Raw genomic sequence first — 16,881 nt, 5'->3', positions numbered from 1 at the left:
GCACGCGGCCCGCGGTCACCCCGCGCCGGGGCCGCGCCGTGCTCACCGCCCCCGTCCGGCCGGTCGGGGGCTGAACAGGTCGATCAGGTCGTCGAGGCGGGCCACCAGCAGACCGGCCACCGCGCCGGCGAAGACGGCGACCGCCACGCCCGCCGGTTCGGCCGGGGCGTCCCCGGCCGCGAGCGCCAGCGCGACCCCGGCGGCGCAGGCGGTGGCCAGCACCACGTCGCGGACGAGATGACCCGGGGTCAACGGGCGTTCGGTCGCGCCGAAACACGCGCAGGTCGCGCCGGGGCCGCGGCGCAGAGCCAGCGCGATGCCCACGCTCAGTGCCGCGAGCAGGACCGCGGCCAGCCCCGAGGTGACGGCCGCGCACACACGCCCGGCCGCGCCCGGCACGACGAGCGAGACCAGGGCACCGGCCACGATCGTGACCTCGAGCCCGACGACCACCACCGCCACCGGGGCGACGAGCGGCCCCGGCACGACCCGCCAGCCCCGCAGCGACGCGGTGAAGCCGCGCAGCGCCGCCCGGCTCCGCGCCTTGCCGAACGCGGAGACTCCGAAAACCACCACCAGCGCGGCCATCAGGCCCACCACCGCGACGCGCATCAGCCGGTCCCATCCCGGGGCGGAGGCACGGCGCAACGGTGCGACGCCGGGCCCCGTACCCGGCGACGGCCGCATGACGGACAGTACGCCTTTGTGGACGGTGTGTACGGAAGATTTCGTTGACATTTCCGCAATTCCCCTGCCAGTGTCGATCCGGTCCGGACTAAGTGGATCGTCGATGGGAGACCCCCGATGACTCGAACCATGGGAAAGCTGGCCGACCGCCTGCTGTCCGCCTTCGTGCCGCAGACCACCGCGGCCGCCGAGGTCCTGTACAAGTGCACGCCGTGCGGCGGCACCAACGCGCTGTGCCGGCAGTACTGCTTCGGCAACTGCGGTCCCTGGTACTGCGACACGTGCGGGACCTGCTGAGAGGGGAGAGGCTCATGATCCGCACCATCGGACAACTGGCCGACCGCCTGCTGTCGGCCGTCGCACCGCGCACCACCGCGATGGCCGGCTACGAGTACAAGTGCGAGAGCTGCGGCTCGCCGTACACCCGGCTGGACTGGCGTTACTGCTCCAGCGGCTGCAGCCCGTGGTACCGGGGTGAATGCAAGTTCGCGGCGTGCTGAACCCACCGGCCGGTGGTGTCCGCGGGCGGCACCGGCCGGGCCTGCCTCTTCGTCTCCCACCGAGTGGAAGGCAACTCCGGACATGGCTTACGTCGTCGCCGCGCTCGTCGTCACGAACGTCCTGACCCTCCTGAACCTGCTGCTGCTCTTCGGCGTCATCCGGCGGCTGCGTGAACAGCAGAACAATCCCGTCCCGCCGGGGCGGCCCGGCCCGGCGTCGTTGCCGGTCGGCACCCCGATCGAGGCGTTCACCACGACCGACACCGACGGGCGCACGCTGGCTCGCGACGCGCTGCCCGACGGTGCCGTGGTGGCCTTCTTCAGCCCCGGCTGCGCGCCGTGCGAGGTGCTCCGGCCGAAGTTCGTGGCGCACGCCGAGTCCCGGCCCGGCGGCCGGGACGGGGTGGTGGCCGTGGTCGTGGGTCCGCCGTCGGAGACGGCCGAGTACGTCTCCCTGCTCGCCCCGGTCGCTCGCGTGGTCGTCGAGGAGCCCGGCCAGGGTGTCGTGGCCGCGGCGTTCGCGGTCACCGGCTACCCGGCCGTGTTCCAGCTCGACGGCGAGGGCCGGATCCTGCTCAGCGACGCGTCGGTGGACCGGCTGGCCGTTCCGGCGGCATGAGCACGACCTCCGCCGAACCGGTGCGCACGACCGTCGGCGCCGCGTTCCGGCTGGCCGGGCGGGCCGCACCCCGGTACCTGGCGGGCGCGGTCGCCGTGGCCGCGGCGAGCGCGGCGGCGCCGGCCGCGACGGCCTGGCTGACCAGGGCGACGGTCGACGGCATCATCGCCAGGGCCGGCGCCGGCGAGCTCCTCGCGCTGGTCGGCGGGCTGGCCGCGGCGGGAATCGCGGTCGGGGTGCTGCCGCACGCGGCCACCTACGCCCGCGCCGAGCTCGGCCGGCGCAGCGCCGTGCACGCCCTCGACGAGCTGTACCGGGCCGTCGAGCGTCAGGTGGGGCTGCGCAGGTTCGAGGACCCTCCGTTCCTGGACCGGTTGCGGATGGCCGGCTCGGGCGGGCGGGCACCCGGCGAACTGTGCGGCGCGGTGCTGGGCGCAGGCACCGGCCTGCTCGGCGCCGTCGGCCTGATCGCGGCGCTGGCCCTGGTGAGCCCGCTGATGACCGTCGTCGTGCTCGCCGCCGCCGTACCGGTGCTGGTGATGGAGCTGACGCTCGCCCGGCAGCGGGCGGCGGTGCTGTGGCGGATGAGCCCGGCCGCGCGGCGTGAGTTCTTCTTCGGCCAGCTGCTCGGCCACCCGGTCGCGGCCAAGGAGGTCCGGTTGTTCGGCCTGGCCGGGTTCCTGCGGGAGCGGATGCTCTCCGAGCACCGCGCGATCGACGTCGCGCAGCGCCGGGTCGACCGGCGGGCGCTGGCCACCCAGGGCGGGCTCGCGCTGCTCGGCGCGTGCGTCGCCGGTGGCGGCCTGATCTGGGCCGTGTTCGCCGCCCGCGACGGCCGCCTCGGCGTCGGCGACGTCACGATGTTCGTCGTCACCGTCGCCGGCCTGCAGGCCGCGCTCGCGGGGCTGGTCAGCTCGTTCGCGGGCGCCCACGCGTCGGCGCTGCTGTTCGCGCACCACCGTGCGGTACTCGCGACCGCTCCGGACCTGCCGCTCGCGGTCGCGCCGCGCCCGGTGCCCGTCCTGCACCGCGGCATCGAACTGCGTGACGTCTGGTTCCGCTACGCCGACGACAAACCGTGGGTCCTGCGTGGGGTCACGTTCACGATCCCGCACGGGTTGAGCGTCGCTCTCGCCGGACACAACGGCGCCGGCAAGACGACGATCGTCAAACTGCTGTGCCGCCTGTACGACCCGACCATGGGCACGATCCACTGGGACGGCGTCGACCTGCGTGACGTGCCGATCGACGACCTGCGCCGGCGGATCGCGACGGTGTTCCAGGACTACATGGAGTACGACCTCACCGCGGCCGAGAACATCGGGCTGGGTGACCTGGCCGCCCGGCACGACCGGGACCGGATCACCGGGGCCGCGCGGCTGGCCGGCATCGACGACCTGCTCGCCGGGCTGCCCCAGGGCTACGACACGATGCTCTCGCAGATCTTCGCCGTCGGTGACGACCCCGACGACCCGGAGACCGGGACGATGTTGTCCGGCGGGCAGTGGCAGCGGGTGGCGCTGGCCCGGGCGCTCATGCGCGGCGAACGCGACCTGCTCGTCCTCGACGAACCGACCGCCGGTCTCGACGCGGAGGCCGAGCACGAGATCCACGCCCGCCTGCGCGCGCACCGGGCCGGGCGCACCAGCCTGCTCATCTCCCACCGGCTCGGCGCGGTGGCCGACGCCGACCGGATCGTGGTCCTCCGCGACGGCGTCGTCGCCGAGGAGGGTGACCACACCGGACTCATGGCCGCCCGGGGGACCTACGCCCGGCTGTTCGCCCTGCAGGCCAGCGGCTACACCCGCACCGGGTCCGAGGGATGAGCGCCGCGCTCGTCGCGCTCGTCACCGCCGGGGTCGCGATCGGACTCGCGGCGTACTGGGCGCGCCGGCGCTACGTCGTCGTCACCGTGCTCGGCGAGAGCATGGTCCCGACCTTCGCGCACGGCGACCGGGTGCTGGTGCGCCGGGCGCCGCTCGCGCGGACGCGTACCGGTCAGGTGGTGGTGGCGGCCTGGGGCACGCCGGTGCCGGGCGGGCCGCGCCCGCTGGTGATCGAGGAGCCGGTAGCGGGTGAGCCGCCGACGATCGACCCGTGGGTCGTCAAGCGGATGGTGGCCGGCCCGGGCGACCCGGTGCCGGAGACGATCGGCGCGAAGGTGGCCGACCTGCAGGTGCCACCCGGGCGGTTCCTGCTGCTCGGCGACAACGTCGCGGCCAGCGCCGACTCCCGCCAGTTCGGCTACGTGCACGCCGAGTACCTGCTCGGGGTGGTCGTTTCGCGGCTGTAACGTTCCGCGATAAGAAACGGCATCTCTATTGACGTGACGGTCGCCGGTCCTTACATTCTCCCAAACGACGTCCTACGGACCCTGGGAGCCCTCATGACCACGGAGAACGCCGCCTGCGGCGCTTCGGCCGTGTTCGAGCGCTCGGTCCGTCTCGCGCCCGAGCCGCGTCACCGCTCGATGCGCCTCGGCACCGCGGCGGGCAAGACCACCTGCCGCTGGTAGCCGGCTCCGGAGCCGCGGGGCCGAAGTCTGTCCGTCGTCGTCCGCTGACGGACGCACGCCCCGCCCACGCCATGCGTGCCGGGGCCCGTCCGCGTCTCCGCCCATGGCGTGCGCCCTGCCGTTCACGCACACCCAGGAGGAGAGACCCATGCAACCGATCGACGGCCCGTTCGCCTGGCGGGGTTCGGACCTGGCGGAACGGAAAGACTGGATCGTCGAGCTCACCGCGGCCCAGGTCGAGGAGCTCCGGAGCGTCGGCGAACGGTTCGTCGAGGACGACCCCGACCTCCGCACGGTCACCGCCACCGACTACCCGCTCCCGCACTGCGCGGACGCGGTCGCGGCCTTCGGCGACGCGCTCGACCGCGGCCGCGGGTTCGTCCTGGTCCGGGGCCTGCCCACCGAGACCTACGACGACGCGCTCGCCGGCGCGATCTTCTACGTGATGGGCCTGCACCTCGGTGTCCCGATGCGCCAGAACGAGCTCGGCGACCTGCTCGACCACGTCATCGCCACGTCCGACAAGACGCTCGCCGAGGCCGACGCCCTGCCCTCCCGGGTCCGCGACCGGCTGGACTTCCACTCCGACTCCTCCGACGTCGTCGCGCTGATGTGCCTGCGTGCGGCGAAGGCGGGCGGCGCGAGCAGCCTGGTCAGCGGCGCGACGCTGGTCAACGAGATGCTCGCCCGGCGTCCGGACCTGGCCGCGCTGCTGCTCGAGCCCTGGTACTTCGACTGGCGCAAACAGGACCCGGACGCCCCGGCCGACTACTACACCTCGCCGATCGTCAGCTGGACCGGCGGCGTCTTCAGCATGTACGCCGGTACGTCGATGATCCGCTCCGCGCAGCGCCACGAGGGCGTACCGGCGCTGAGCCCGGAGCAGAACGAGGCCCTCGACCTGCTCGACGCGATCACCCACGAGCCCGGTATCGCGCTGGACATGGACTTCCGCCCCGGCGACGTCCAGTGGCTGCTCAACTACGCGGCCCTGCACTCCCGGACGTCGTTCGTCGACCACCCCGAACCCGGACGACGCCGCCACCTGCTCCGCCTCTGGCTCCAGCGGGACGTCGGTCGCCCGCTCGTACCCGGTTTCGGCAAGCACGTCGTGGCCGGCCGCGAGGAGGCCCGCACCGAGGACGACTCCCGGGGCCACTTCCACATCGCCGACGCGGTCGTCCCCCGCCAGGACTGGGGCCAGTAACCAGCACCGCCACCGATCCCACCCGGCCGGGCACCGCCGGCCGGGGCTCCCCCACTGCACGACTACGGAGAATCGTCATGAACAGACGCCGGTTCGGACTCGCCGCCGCCCTCACCGTCCTCACCCTCGCCGCCACCGCGTGCGGTGACGGCGGTACCGACACCGCGAGCGGTCCCGCCACGATCAAGGTCACGTCGTTCGGCTGCGAGATCTGGAACACCTGGGCCGAGGCCAAGGGTGTGTTCGCCAAGCACGACCTGAAGGTCGAGCTGGTCAAGTCCACCGGTGGGTCCGCCGCGGTCGCCGCGGTGCTCTCCGGCGCCGCCGACCTCGGGTACGTCAACGGGTTCTCGGCGATCAACGCGTACAACACCGGCTTCCCGATAGAGATTGTCGCCGGCGCGAACACGAACGCGCTGCCGCCGGCGAAGCCCGCGCAGGGTGTCTTCGTCGGCACGAACTCCCCGTTGAAGACCGCGAAGGACCTCGCGGGCAAGACGATCGCGGTCAACGAGCTCAACGGCCTCAATCAGATCGTCACGTCCACCTGGCTGAAGCAGAACGGTGTCGACGTCTCCGGCGTCCGGTTCGTCGCGCTGCCGTTCTCCGACCAGGTCCCCGCGCTGCTCTCCGGCAAGGTCGACGCCGCCCAGCTCGGCTACTCGCTCCTCGGCGACAACAACGGCAAGGTGCGCAGCCTCGCCGACCCGTTCGCCACCGCGGGCACCGTCTACATCGCCACCTACGTGGCGTCCAAGGCGTTCGTCGCGAAGGGCGACACCGCCTCGCGCTTCCACGACGCGATGGTCGAGACCATGGCGGCGCTGGGTGAGCCGGCGAACACCGACGAGTCGTTCGCGCTCCTCTCGGCCTGCAACAAGGTGCCGGCCGACGTGCTCAAGGCCCAGCCGCAGAACGCGCTCTCGCCGTCGGTCGACCTCACCGCGCTGAACGCGATGGCCGACCAGATGGTCGAGCAGAAGATCCTGCCGAAGAAGCCCGACCTCGACGCGTTCGTCCCCGGGTTCGCCCGGTCATGACGACCGAGACCCCCGTTCGGCCCGTCGGCGCACCCACCCGGGTGCGCCGGCGGCGCCGTCCCGTCCCCGACTGGGTGCTCGGCGCCGCCGGGGCGGTCACCCTGCTCGTCGTCTGGGACCTCGCCGTCCGCACCGGCGCGGTCTCGGAGGACTCTCTCCCGTACCCGGCGGCCATGCTCGCCCGGGCCGGGAACCTGCTCGTCGATCGTGAGTTCCTGACCCAGACCGGGCACACGCTCTGGGCCTGGTTCGCCTCGCTCGCGCTGGCCGGTGCGGTGGCGGTGCCCCTCGGTCTGCTGATGGGCTACTTCGCGACGCTCTACCGGCCCGCGTCCACCGTCGTGCACGCGGCCCGCTCGATCCCGTCGACGGCGTTCCTGCCGGTCGCGATCCTGATGTTCGGGCTCGGCTTCCAGATGAAGCTGGCGCTGGCGATCTACGCGATCTTCTGGCCGATCCTGCTCAACGCGATGTACGGCGTCCGGGACGCGGAGCCGCAGATGCTCACGGCCGGGCGCAGCATGGGCTGGAACCGCTACCGGCTGCTCACCCGGATCGTGCTGCCCTCGGCGGCGCCGGCGATCGCGACCGGCATCCGGGTGGCCAGCTCGATCGCGCTGATCGTGGTGCTCTCCACCGAGCTGCTCGGCGCCACCACCGGCATCGGCACCGTGATCACCACCTACCAGCAGGCCCAGCGCCCGGACTTCGTCTACGCCGGGATCCTGCTCACCGGCCTGCTCGGGGTCGTCGTGTACTACGCGTTCACGTTCGCCGAACGCGCCCTGCTGCCGTGGGCGAACGCCCAGCGAGGAGGGGCCCGATGAGACGCGTTCTGCGCCCGCTGCAGTGGGTCTGGCTGCTCGTCGTCGTGCTTCTGGTCTGGGAACTGCTCACCCGGACGGTCACCCGGTCGTTGTTCGTCCCGCCGGTCAGCGAGATCCTGCGGACGTTCGGCGACAGCTGGTTCGCCGCGACCCCGTCCACGCTGTTCCTGAGCGAGGAGTTCCGCACCAACGTGCTGCCGAGCATCGGCCGCATCGCCGCCGGCTACGCGATCGCCTCGGTGGCCGGGATCTGCGGCGGCATCCTGCTCGGGGTCTGGCGCCCGGCCGGCGCGTTCTTCAATCCGCTGATCCGGCTCGGCATGTCGGTGCCGGTGACCGCGCTGCTGCCGCTGGCCATCGTCGTCTTCGGCATCACCAACAGCATGAACGTGTTCCTGATCGCGCTCGGCTGCCTGTGGCCGATCCTGATCAACGCCTACGACGGCGCCCGCGGGATCGACGGCACGATGACGCTGACCGCGCGCAGCATGCAGCTGTCCCGGCGCCGGTACTTCCTCAACGTCCTGCTGCCCGGGGCCAGCCCGGCGATCGTCGCCGGCATGCGGGTGAGCGTCGGCACCGCGATGGTGCTGATGGTCGTCTCCGAGCTGTACGCCGCGACGTCCGGGCTGGGGTACTACCTCACCCAGCAGCAGCGGCTGTTCCGGTTCCCGCAGCTGTGGTCGGCGATCCTGCTGATCGCGCTGATCGGAATCCTGGCCAACGCCGCGTTCGCCGCCCTGGAGCGGTCGGCGTTGCGCTGGCACCACGCGGCCCGCGGTGAGTCGCGATGACCGCCACCATCGGAGGGGAGAAGTCGATGACATCCGCGGTTCTCGAGGTCGCCGGCCTCGGCAAGTCCTACCGTTCCCGCGCCGGGGACGTGCCCGCCGTCCGCAGCATCACGTTCGACGTGCGGCCGGGCGAGTTCGTGTCGGTCGTCGGCCCGTCCGGCTGCGGCAAGACGACGCTGATGATGTGCATCGCCGGGCTGCTGCCGCTGACGACCGGCGCGGTCACGTTCCGCGGCACGCCGCTGGACCGGCCCCGTGACGGGGTCGCGGTGGTGTTCCAGGACTACAGCCGCTCGCTGTTCCCCTGGCTGACCGTCGCGAAGAACGTCGCGCTGCCGCTCAAGGACCGCAAGGTGCCGCGCGAGCAGGTCCGCAGCCGGGTCGCCCACGCACTGGAGATGGTCGGGCTCGGGCACGCCGCCGACCTGCACCCCTGGCAGCTGTCGGGCGGCATGCAGCAGCGCGTCGCGATCGCCCGCGGCCTCGTCGTCGAGCCCGAGGTGCTCATCATGGACGAGCCGTTCGCCTCGGTCGACGCCCAGACCCGCACGTCGCTCGAGGACCTCCTGCTGCGCATCTGGGCCGAGACCGGCACCACCGTGCTGTTCGTGACCCACGACATCGACGAGGCGGTCTACCTGTCCGACCGGGTCGTGGTGCTCTCGCAGGGTCCGTCGGTGGTCGTCGCGGACATCGCGATCGGCCTCGAACGCCCGCGTGACCAGGTGGCCACGAAGCAGACCGCGCTCTTCGGCGAGCTGCGCGGCGAGGTCTACGGCCTGGTCATGGCGTCGGAGAAGCGCACGTCGCTGGCCGGCCACACCGACCAGGGGTGACCGGCGCCGAGCCCCGGGACCCCGGGTCCCGGGGCCGGCCGCCTACATCGCCGGCGCGAACTCGTCCGCCGACGCCGTCTCGGTCCGGTTCCGGCCGTTGTCCTTCGCCCGGTACAGCGCCCGGTCGGCCCCTTCCAGCAGGGCGTCAGCGTCGAACCGCCCGTCGGCCGCTGCCACACCCGCGCTGAACGTCACCCGCAACACACCGCCGTCGACCGCGAACGTGCGCGCGGCCACCCGGGCCCGCAGCGCCTCGACCCGCGCCCGGCCCTCGTCGGCGGTGATGCCCGGGAACACGAGCACGAACTCCTCGCCGCCGTTGCGCGCCACCACGACGCCGGGCGGCTGACCGTCGGCGAGCACGCGGGCCACCCCGACCAGCACGTCGTCGCCGACCGCGTGGCCCCAGGTGTCGTTGACGCGCTTGAAGTGGTCGATGTCGAGGAGCGCGACACAGTTTCGCTCCCCCGCCGCACCGCCCGAGCGCACGGCCAGCACGTCGGCGAGGTAGCGGCGGTTGTGCAGACCGGTCAGCGGGTCCCGGACGGCCTGCTCGGCCAGCTCGGCCCGGAGCGCCTCGATCGTCTCGAGCTGGCGACGCAAGCTGCGCTGCTGCCGGTGGGACGCGGTGACGTCACGGCTGAGCAGGGCCCAGCCGACGCACGCACCGGCCCGGTCGCGCAGGACGATCAGCCGGATCTCGAGGTCGATCCCGAGCCCGGAGGCGTCCTCGACCAGCGTCGTGGTGTCGCGCTCCGGGTCCGGTTGGACGCCGAGCCCGAACTCCTCGATCCGGATGTCGTGCCGCCGGGTCAGCTCCGGGTCGAGGCCGTCCAGCAGCTGTCGCGCCGCCCGGTTGAAATCCCGGACGTACCCGGCCCGGTCGACGAGGCAGAAGTAGTCGGAGAGCTCGTCGATCACCTGCTCACGGGCCACCGGCCGCAGGTCGAACGACTGGCGGTCGAGCACGACCCGGAGCACGACGACCGTGCTCGCCATCCCGATCAGCGTCAGCTCGACGCCGAGCGGGACGACCTCCAGCGCGAGGAAGTTCACGACGATCGGCGGCAGCGCGATCGCGGTCATCCAGCCCAGCTTCCGCTTCTTCTTCTGCGGGGCCGCCGGGTCGGCCAGGCCGAAGTGCAGCGTGCTCCAGATCGTCAGGAAGTACAGGAACATCAGGTGCAGCCAGTACAGCGGGCCGACCTGCACCACCCAGACGCCGAGCGGGTTCATCGCGACCGGGCCGAAGAACAGATGGTGCCATCCGTCGGTGGCGGCCAGCGCGGTCGCGACGACCGGCTCGATCGACAGCAGCGCGATGCGCCACCGGGTCGACCAGGACGGGTTGCCGATCGTCCAGACCAGCACCGCGTAGGACGCGATCAGCCCGCCCTGCGGGAGGATGCCGATCGTCGCCAGGACCCGCAGCGTGGTGGCGTCGCCGGTCAGCGTCGACGCGCACGCGACGACGGCCAGCAGCGCGATGCCGCCGGCCAGCCCGGCCAGGGGGCGTACCCCGACGCGGTGCGCGCGACCGTGCCACGCGGCCACCACGGTGTGCGCGCCGATGGACGCGACCACGCCGTAGGCGAGCGTCATCAGCTGCGGCCACATGGCCCCTCGATCCTTCTCCGGGTCGTCCACCCGTATCGGCAGCCCCGCGTCCGAGCTGAGCGCGGTCGCGGGCCGGGCGCCGATCGGCCGCGGAAAAAGGAGGACCAATCCGCCGGGCCGTCGGCTCCGAAGACCTGGTGTGACACGGATGAGAACGCTCGGCCTCGGGGCCGCGACCGGAGTGGTCGCCGCCGGCGCCGCCCTCGGATCGGCGGAGCCGGTGGCCGCGCTGATCGGGCGCGGCACCTCACCGGTGGTCGCGGTCGGCCTCGCCGTCATCGATCTGGTTCCCCGGCCGGTCAAGGACTTCGGTATCCGCACGTTCGGGGCGAACGACAAGGTCGCTCTGCTCACCGGGGTGTTCGTCCTGCTGGCGCTGTTCGCGATGGCGTGCGGCGTGGTGTCGCTGCGCCGCCGCTGGCTGGGCGCGGCCGGGGTCGCGCTGTTCGGCGCGGTCGGCGTCCTGGCCGCGGTGACCCGTCCGGGTGCCGGGCCGCTCGCGTGGCTGCCCTCGCTGGCCGGGGCGGCGGTCGGCGTCACGGTGCTGGTGTTCCTCGCTCCCCGGGGGGCCGCGGTGGGGTCGGCCCCGCCGGCGAGCGGGAGCGCCGGTCCGTCGCGCCGCCGGTTCCTCCGGCTGTCCGGCGTGGTCGTGGTCGGGGCCGCGGGCCTCGGCGCGGCCGGGCGCTTCCTGGAGAACCTGCGTGACGTCGCCCGGGAGCGGCTGTCGATCGCGCTGCCTGCGGCGACCGACCCGGCCCCGCCGCTGCCGGTCGGCGTCGATCCGGGTCTGCCCGACCTCACGCCGTTCCTCACCCCGGAGAAGGACTTCTACCGGGTCGACACCGCACTGGCCGTGCCCCAACTGTCCACCGACGGCTACCGGCTGCGGATCCACGGTCGGGTCCGCACGCCGCTGACGCTCACCTACGCCGATCTCCTCGACCGCGACCTGGTGGAGCGCGTGATCACGTTGTCCTGCGTCTCCAACGAGGTCGGCGGCGTGCTCGCCGGTACCGCCCGCTGGCTCGGCGTCCCGCTGAAGTCGCTGCTCGACGAGGTGCAGCCCGAGGCGGGCGCCGACCAGATCGTCAGCCGGTCGGTCGACGGCTGGACCTGCGGTACGCCGACGTCCGTGGTCCGCGACGGACGCGACGCGCTGATCGTCGTCGGGATGAACGGCAAGCCGCTGCCGATCGAGCGCGGTTACCCGGTGCGCATGCTCGTGCCCGGTCTCTACGGGTACGTGTCGGCCACCAAGTGGCTGGTCGACCTGGAGCTCACGTCGTTCGCCGCCTTCGACCCGTACTGGGTCCAGCGGGGCTGGAAGGCCAAGGCCCCGATCAAGACCTTCTCCCGTATCGACACCCCGCGTCCGCTGTCCGGTTCGAAGGCCGGGCCGGTCACGGTGGCCGGCGTCGCCTGGGCGCAACACCGGGGCATCGAGCGGGTGGAGGTCCGCGTCGACGGTGGTACCTGGAACACCGCGACGCTGGCCCCGGTGCCCTCCGCGGACACCTGGCGGATGTGGCGCTGGGAGTGGGACGCGACCACCGCCGCACCCGGCCCGCACACCCTCGAGGTCCGCGCGACCGACCGGACCGGCGCGACCCAACCCGAACGGCGCGCCAAACCGTTCCCCGACGGCGCGACCGGCTGGCACTCGGTCGTCGTGACCGTCGACTGATCCCCGCATTTCCCTGAGAGAGGACTCTGTCATGATCCGCACGCGTACCCGCCTGGTCGGTGCCACCGCCGCGGCGCTGCTCGCCCTGTCGATGGCGGCCTGCAGCGACGACTCGTCGTCCGACACCGCCACCACCAGCGGCAGCTCGATGGCGGCGGCCCCGTCGGCCTCGGCGCCGGCGTCGGCCATGCCCGCCGACGGCCCGTTCGGCGCCGCCTGCTCCGCGGTGCCCGCCTCGGGCGCCGGCTCGTTCTCCGGGATGTCCCAGGACCCGGTCGCCACCGCCGCGAGCAACAACCCGGTCCTCTCGACGCTGGTCAAGGCCGTGGGCGCGGCCGGCCTGGTCGACACGCTCAACAGCGCCAAGAACGTGACGGTCTTCGCGCCGACGAACGACGCGTTCGCGAAGATCCCCGCCGCGGACCTGCAGAAGGTGCTGGCCGACAAGGCGATGCTGACGAAGATCCTGACCTACCACGTGGTGGGGCAGACGGTCACGCCCGAGCAGCTCGGCACCGCCGGCCCGTTCAAGTCCCTCCAGGGCGGGGAGATCACCGCGGCCGGCAGCGGCGAGGACTTCACCGTGAACGGCGACGCCAAGGTTGTCTGCGGCAACGTCCAGACCGCGAACGCCACCGTCTACCTGATCGACACCGTGCTGATGCCGAAGTAGTCGTCCGGTCCGCGCGGATGGTGGCCGGCCCACCATCCGCGCGGCCTTCGGCTGCTAGCCTCGGGCCTGAAACGTTTCAACGAGGGGAGATCCCGTGGTGCGACGTCAGGTTCCGAAGCCCGCGGAAATCTTCGAGCTTTTGCAACTCAAAAAACCCCAGCTCAACGGACGCACCCGACGCCTCGACAGCGCCCTCACCATCGCCGACCTCCGCCGCATCGCCCAACGACGCACCCCCCGCGCCGCCTTCGACTACACCGACGGCGCCGCCGAAGCCGAACTCTCCCTGCGCCGCGCCCGCCAAGCATTCCTCGACGTCGAATTCCACCCCTCGGTCCTCGCCGACGTCGCGAACGTCGACACCTCCACCACCGTGTTCGGGGGGCCGTCGGCGATGCCCTTCGGGATCGCGCCCACCGGATTCACCCGCCTCATGCACACCGAAGGCGAAACCGCCGGCGCCGGCGCAGCGGGCGCCGCGGGTATTCCGTTCACGCTCTCCACACTGGGTACGACGTCGATCGAGGACGTCAAAGCCGCCAACCCGACCGGGCGTAACTGGTTCCAGCTCTACGTCATGCGCCAGCGGGAAATCTCCTACGGCCTCGTCGAACGCGCCGCCGCCGCCGGGTTCGACACCCTGTTCTTCACCGTCGACACCCCCGTCGCCGGAGCCCGCCTCCGCGACAAACGCAACGGGTTCTCCATCCCCCCACAACTGTCCCTGCGCACCGTCGCCAACGCGATCCCCCGACCCTGGTGGTGGTACGACTTCCTCACCACCCCCAAACTCGAATTCGCGTCCCTCTCCTCCACCGGCGGCACCGTCGGCGAACTCCTCGACGCCGCCATGGACCCCACCATCTCCTACGAAGACCTGAAAATCATCCGCGACATGTGGCCCGGCAAACTCGCCGTCAAAGGCGTCCAAACCCTCGAAGACGCACAAAAACTCACCGACTACGGCGTCGACGGAATCCTGCTCTCCAACCACGGCGGCCGCCAACTCGACCGCGCCCCCATCCCCTTCCACCTCCTGCCCGACGTCACCCGCGAAGTCGGCCACCACGTCGAAATCAGCGTCGACACCGGCATCATGAACGGCGCCGACATCGTCGCCTGCCTCGCCCTCGGCGCCAAATTCACCCTCATCGGCCGCGCCTACCTCTACGGCCTCATGGCCGCCGGACGACCCGGCGTCGACAAAACCATCGACATCCTCTCCACCGAAATCATCCGCACCATGAAACTCCTCGGCGCACACAGCATCGAGGAACTCACCCCCCGACACGTCACCCAGCTCGCGCGCCTCGCGCCCCGCCCCCGGTAGAAGGATCAGAACGCGGCTCCACGGCCGACGCGAACCGGACGCGGTGGAGCGCTATAGCCGCACTTCGAACCGGGTAGGGCACAGCAATCGGCCCCGTCGGAAGAGGTACCTCATGCGCGCACTGCTCATCGCCCTGGGCGTCGTCGCCGTCGTGTTGATCGTGCTCGGGCTGGTGATCAAGGCGGTCAAGTGGCTGCTGATCATCGGTGCGATCGCTCTCGTCGTCGCGATCGTGATGGGTGTCGTGGAAGCGCGTCGCGGCCTGCGGAAACTCTGAGCTCGGGCCCCGGTCGGCGAGGCGGCCAGGAACGTGACCGGCCGCCTCCCCGCCACCGGGTCCGCCCGTTGTCGGGGCCGCCGCGGAGTCCGAACGGCTGCGCCCGCCGAAATCCGGCTGCGTAGCCGCCCGAGCGCCCCTACCGTGACGGCGGTGTCCAGGATCCTCAACGTCGTCGACGTCGAAGCGACGTGCTGGGCGGGTCACCCGCCGCCCGGCTCGGTCAGCGAGATCGTCGAGATCGGCCTGACCGTGGTGGACCTGGACGCGGCGCGGCGGCGGGAACGGCACCGGATCCTCGTCCGGCCGGTCCGGTCGCGGGTCAGCGCGTTCTGCACCGAGCTGACCGGGCTGACCCAGGACGAGGTCGACCGCGGCGTCAGCTTCGCCGAGGCCTGCCGCCGGCTCGCGTCCGACCACCGGGCCGGACAGCGGCCGTGGGCGAGCTGGGGCGACTACGACCGGAAACAGTTCCTCCGGCAGTGCGCCGCGACCCCGGCCGCCTACCCGTTCGGGCGGCACCACACGAACGCGAAGCTCGTCTTCACCGAGGCGCACGGGCTCCGCAAGCGGCCGGGGATGGCGCAGGCGCTCGAGCGGGCGGGCCTGCCGCTCGAAGGCCGGCACCACCGGGGCGAGGACGACGCCTGGAACATCGCGGCGCTCGTCCTCGACCTGGTTCGCCGGGACCGGTGGCCCGAACCCTAGGCGTGTCCTGCGACTCCGTGCTCGGCCGCGGCTCAGACCAGCGGCGCGTTCGTCCAGGAGAGCCGCCCGGCGTTGGTGAGGGCCTTGTTCAGCACGACGAACGCCGCGCTGGACGCGTGCCACCCCTCCCGGCCCGGGTACTTGTCCTCGAGGTCGGTACGCACGACCTGGCCACCGGGCATGACGCCGGTCCGGTCCTGCATCGCCTTCGCCGCCGCGCCGTGGACCGACCCCCAGTGCACCGCGCCGACCGGGACGAACGGCGACGGGCCGACGTGGGTCTCCACCAGCGAGTCCCAGAGCCAGAAACCGGTGTGCCGGGCGGTGCCCCAGTCCGAGCCGTCCGGGAAGTACAGCGACGGGCTCGCGGTGTCCTTGTACATCGGCTTGGCCGGGCTGACCGTGCCCGGGTACACGACCGTGCGCATCGCCCCGTAGATCCGCGCGCTGTTCCAGCGCACCCACTCCGGGGTGGGCTCACCGGCCAGCGAGTGGTGCAGCGACAACGCGAGGCGCATCGCGTCGGCCTGCATGTAGTCGGGGTTGCGCTTGCCGTGGTTGGTGACGACGTACTGCTCGGACCAGTTGTAGCCGGGTTTGCCGATCTGCGCCGGGCCGGGTGGCGGGGACGCCATCGTCGTGCCGACCGTCCAGTGGTTCGGGCTCTCCCCGTTGACGTCGGTGCCGGTGTCCCAGAGGTCGTTGCGCGACATCGCCCCGACGATCCCGAACTGCGCGGCCTTCGCCCGCCACGCCGCCGCGCGCGGGTGGCCGGGCATCATCGTGGCCGCGAGGTCGAGCACGGTCGCCTGCCACATGTTCTCCTCGGCGGCGCTGTCGCCGCTGCGGATCCCGACCCGGTAGACACCGCTGAACGGCTGGTCGACGCCGGTGGAGTCGCGCCAGATCTCCGGCCGGTTGCGGTGCAGCTGCTGGTCGGCCTCGTACTCGACCACGGCGCAGACGGCCTCGCGGTCCCAGGCGTTCGTCAGCTGCGTCCGCCACAGCAGCCAGGCCGCCAGCCCCAACGAGTACGCCCAGTAGGCGGACTGCCAGTTGCCGCCCCACCGGGCTCCGCCGGTCCCGTAGGTGACGTGCCTGCGTGCCACCCCGACCACCAGCCGGGCCGCGCGGTTGCGGACGTCACCGAGGTCGAGCGAGATCGCCGACGGCAGATGGCCGCCCCAGCCGGCGCACACCGCCATCGTGAGCGCCGCGTTGCACGCCTCGCGGACCTTCACCTCCATGCCGGTGGCGTACGCGTCGGTCCAGGTGATGTTCGGGATGCCGGTCGCGGCGTAGCGGTTCTTCGTTCGCCACCAGTAGGTGGAGAAGTAGTACGACGACTTGCTGACCATGCTCCGGCAGCGGGTGTCCGAGACCGACGGGACGAACGGCCGCGGCGGCACCACGTGTGTGTACGCGGGTGCCACCGCGGCCGTGCGTTTCGCCGGTCCCGACCGCTGCCGTGGAATCGCCAGTTGACGTGATCGCGTCATGAAGTGCCTCCCCGTGGCCGACGCCGATCCGGTGCCCGCAGTGTGGGACGGGGAGAGGACTTCTTTCC

19 protein-coding genes are annotated in these 16,881 nt (G+C 72.2%); 16 read left to right on the top strand and 3 right to left on the bottom strand.

Going from position 1 to position 16,881, the window contains the following annotated elements; genetic code table 11:
- Window positions 1-42: 42 nt before the first annotated feature.
- Window positions 43-687 carry a MauE/DoxX family redox-associated membrane protein gene (locus CRYAR_RS19400; RefSeq protein ID WP_169745059.1) on the bottom strand — a complete coding sequence of 215 codons (645 nt, stop codon included), beginning with the start codon at window positions 685-687 and terminating at the stop codon, window positions 43-45.
- Window positions 688-804: 117 nt separating this feature from the next.
- Here CRYAR_RS19400 and CRYAR_RS47420 point away from each other — a divergent pair, with 117 nt between their 5' ends.
- The 11 genes from CRYAR_RS47420 (at window position 805) to CRYAR_RS19355 (ending at window position 9,025) form a co-directional block, all read left to right on the top strand.
- Complete coding sequence (locus CRYAR_RS47420; protein ID WP_157017906.1) at window positions 805-984, top strand: hypothetical protein; 180 nt, start codon at window positions 805-807, stop codon at window positions 982-984.
- 14 nt (window positions 985-998) lie between these two features.
- Window positions 999-1,187, top strand: a complete 189-nt coding sequence (locus tag CRYAR_RS19395; protein ID WP_035852700.1) for a hypothetical protein — start codon at window positions 999-1,001, stop codon at window positions 1,185-1,187.
- Between the two features lie 82 nt (window positions 1,188-1,269).
- Window positions 1,270-1,806, top strand: a complete 537-nt coding sequence (locus CRYAR_RS19390) for a TlpA family protein disulfide reductase (RefSeq protein WP_035852693.1) — start codon at window positions 1,270-1,272, stop codon at window positions 1,804-1,806.
- Complete coding sequence (locus CRYAR_RS19385; RefSeq protein WP_035852690.1) at window positions 1,803-3,632, top strand: ABC transporter ATP-binding protein; 1,830 nt, start codon at window positions 1,803-1,805, stop codon at window positions 3,630-3,632. The genes CRYAR_RS19390 and CRYAR_RS19385 overlap by 4 nt, the downstream gene beginning before the upstream one ends.
- Window positions 3,629-4,099 carry a S26 family signal peptidase gene (locus tag CRYAR_RS19380; RefSeq protein WP_035852689.1) on the top strand — a complete coding sequence of 157 codons (471 nt, stop codon included), beginning with the start codon at window positions 3,629-3,631 and terminating at the stop codon, window positions 4,097-4,099. The genes CRYAR_RS19385 and CRYAR_RS19380 overlap by 4 nt, the downstream gene beginning before the upstream one ends.
- A 93-nt stretch (window positions 4,100-4,192) precedes the next feature.
- Window positions 4,193-4,321, top strand: a complete 129-nt coding sequence (locus CRYAR_RS50240) for a hypothetical protein (RefSeq protein WP_281174610.1) — start codon at window positions 4,193-4,195, stop codon at window positions 4,319-4,321.
- Between the two features lie 148 nt (window positions 4,322-4,469).
- A complete protein-coding gene (locus tag CRYAR_RS19375) occupies window positions 4,470-5,528 on the top strand; it encodes a TauD/TfdA family dioxygenase (protein WP_035852688.1) in 1,059 nt (352 codons plus the stop codon).
- A gap of 77 nt (window positions 5,529-5,605) precedes the next feature.
- Window positions 5,606-6,568 (top strand): ABC transporter substrate-binding protein, encoded by a 963-nt coding sequence (locus tag CRYAR_RS19370; RefSeq protein WP_035852687.1) that lies wholly within the window; start codon window positions 5,606-5,608, stop codon window positions 6,566-6,568.
- A complete protein-coding gene (locus tag CRYAR_RS19365) occupies window positions 6,565-7,395 on the top strand; it encodes an ABC transporter permease (protein ID WP_051570654.1) in 831 nt (276 codons plus the stop codon). Before CRYAR_RS19370 ends, CRYAR_RS19365 begins: the two co-directional genes overlap by 4 nt.
- Complete coding sequence (locus CRYAR_RS19360; protein ID WP_035852686.1) at window positions 7,392-8,189, top strand: ABC transporter permease; 798 nt, start codon at window positions 7,392-7,394, stop codon at window positions 8,187-8,189. The genes CRYAR_RS19365 and CRYAR_RS19360 overlap by 4 nt, the downstream gene beginning before the upstream one ends.
- On the top strand, window positions 8,186-9,025 hold the full coding sequence (locus CRYAR_RS19355) for an ABC transporter ATP-binding protein (RefSeq protein ID WP_063725732.1): 840 nt from the start codon (window positions 8,186-8,188) through the stop codon (window positions 9,023-9,025). The genes CRYAR_RS19360 and CRYAR_RS19355 overlap by 4 nt, the downstream gene beginning before the upstream one ends.
- Window positions 9,026-9,067: 42 nt before the next feature.
- Here CRYAR_RS19355 and CRYAR_RS19350 read toward each other — a convergent pair whose 3' ends face one another.
- Window positions 9,068-10,642, bottom strand: a complete 1,575-nt coding sequence (locus CRYAR_RS19350; protein WP_157017904.1) for a histidine kinase N-terminal 7TM domain-containing diguanylate cyclase — start codon at window positions 10,640-10,642, stop codon at window positions 9,068-9,070.
- A gap of 148 nt (window positions 10,643-10,790) precedes the next feature.
- Here CRYAR_RS19350 and CRYAR_RS19345 point away from each other — a divergent pair, with 148 nt between their 5' ends.
- From CRYAR_RS19345 to CRYAR_RS19330, 5 genes are all read left to right on the top strand, one after another.
- The gene (locus CRYAR_RS19345; RefSeq protein WP_035852682.1) at window positions 10,791-12,326 is read left to right on the top strand and encodes a molybdopterin-dependent oxidoreductase; all 1,536 of its coding nucleotides are present in this window, start codon (window positions 10,791-10,793) and stop codon (window positions 12,324-12,326) included.
- Between the two features lie 31 nt (window positions 12,327-12,357).
- The gene (locus CRYAR_RS19340) at window positions 12,358-12,999 is read left to right on the top strand and encodes a fasciclin domain-containing protein (RefSeq protein ID WP_051570653.1); all 642 of its coding nucleotides are present in this window, start codon (window positions 12,358-12,360) and stop codon (window positions 12,997-12,999) included.
- Between the two features lie 94 nt (window positions 13,000-13,093).
- Window positions 13,094-14,329 carry an alpha-hydroxy acid oxidase gene (locus tag CRYAR_RS19335; RefSeq protein WP_035852680.1) on the top strand — a complete coding sequence of 412 codons (1,236 nt, stop codon included), beginning with the start codon at window positions 13,094-13,096 and terminating at the stop codon, window positions 14,327-14,329.
- 112 nt (window positions 14,330-14,441) lie between these two features.
- Window positions 14,442-14,606, top strand: coding sequence for a hypothetical protein (locus CRYAR_RS47415; protein ID WP_169745058.1), 165 nt, complete (start codon window positions 14,442-14,444; stop codon window positions 14,604-14,606).
- A 153-nt stretch (window positions 14,607-14,759) separates the two neighbouring features.
- The gene (locus CRYAR_RS19330) at window positions 14,760-15,314 is read left to right on the top strand and encodes a 3'-5' exonuclease (RefSeq protein ID WP_245620479.1); all 555 of its coding nucleotides are present in this window, start codon (window positions 14,760-14,762) and stop codon (window positions 15,312-15,314) included.
- Between the two features lie 32 nt (window positions 15,315-15,346).
- Here CRYAR_RS19330 and CRYAR_RS19325 read toward each other — a convergent pair whose 3' ends face one another.
- Window positions 15,347-16,813: a hypothetical protein gene (locus CRYAR_RS19325; protein WP_157017900.1), complete on the bottom strand. Its 1,467-nt coding sequence runs from the start codon at window positions 16,811-16,813 to the stop codon at window positions 15,347-15,349.
- Window positions 16,814-16,881: the final 68 nt, after the last annotated feature.

It is taken from the genome of Cryptosporangium arvum DSM 44712, assembly GCF_000585375.1.
Classification (GTDB): domain Bacteria; phylum Actinomycetota; class Actinomycetes; order Mycobacteriales; family Cryptosporangiaceae; genus Cryptosporangium; species Cryptosporangium arvum.
The sequence above is the reverse complement of the archived record's forward strand: the minus strand, read 5'-3'. Positions and strand labels throughout refer to the sequence as shown.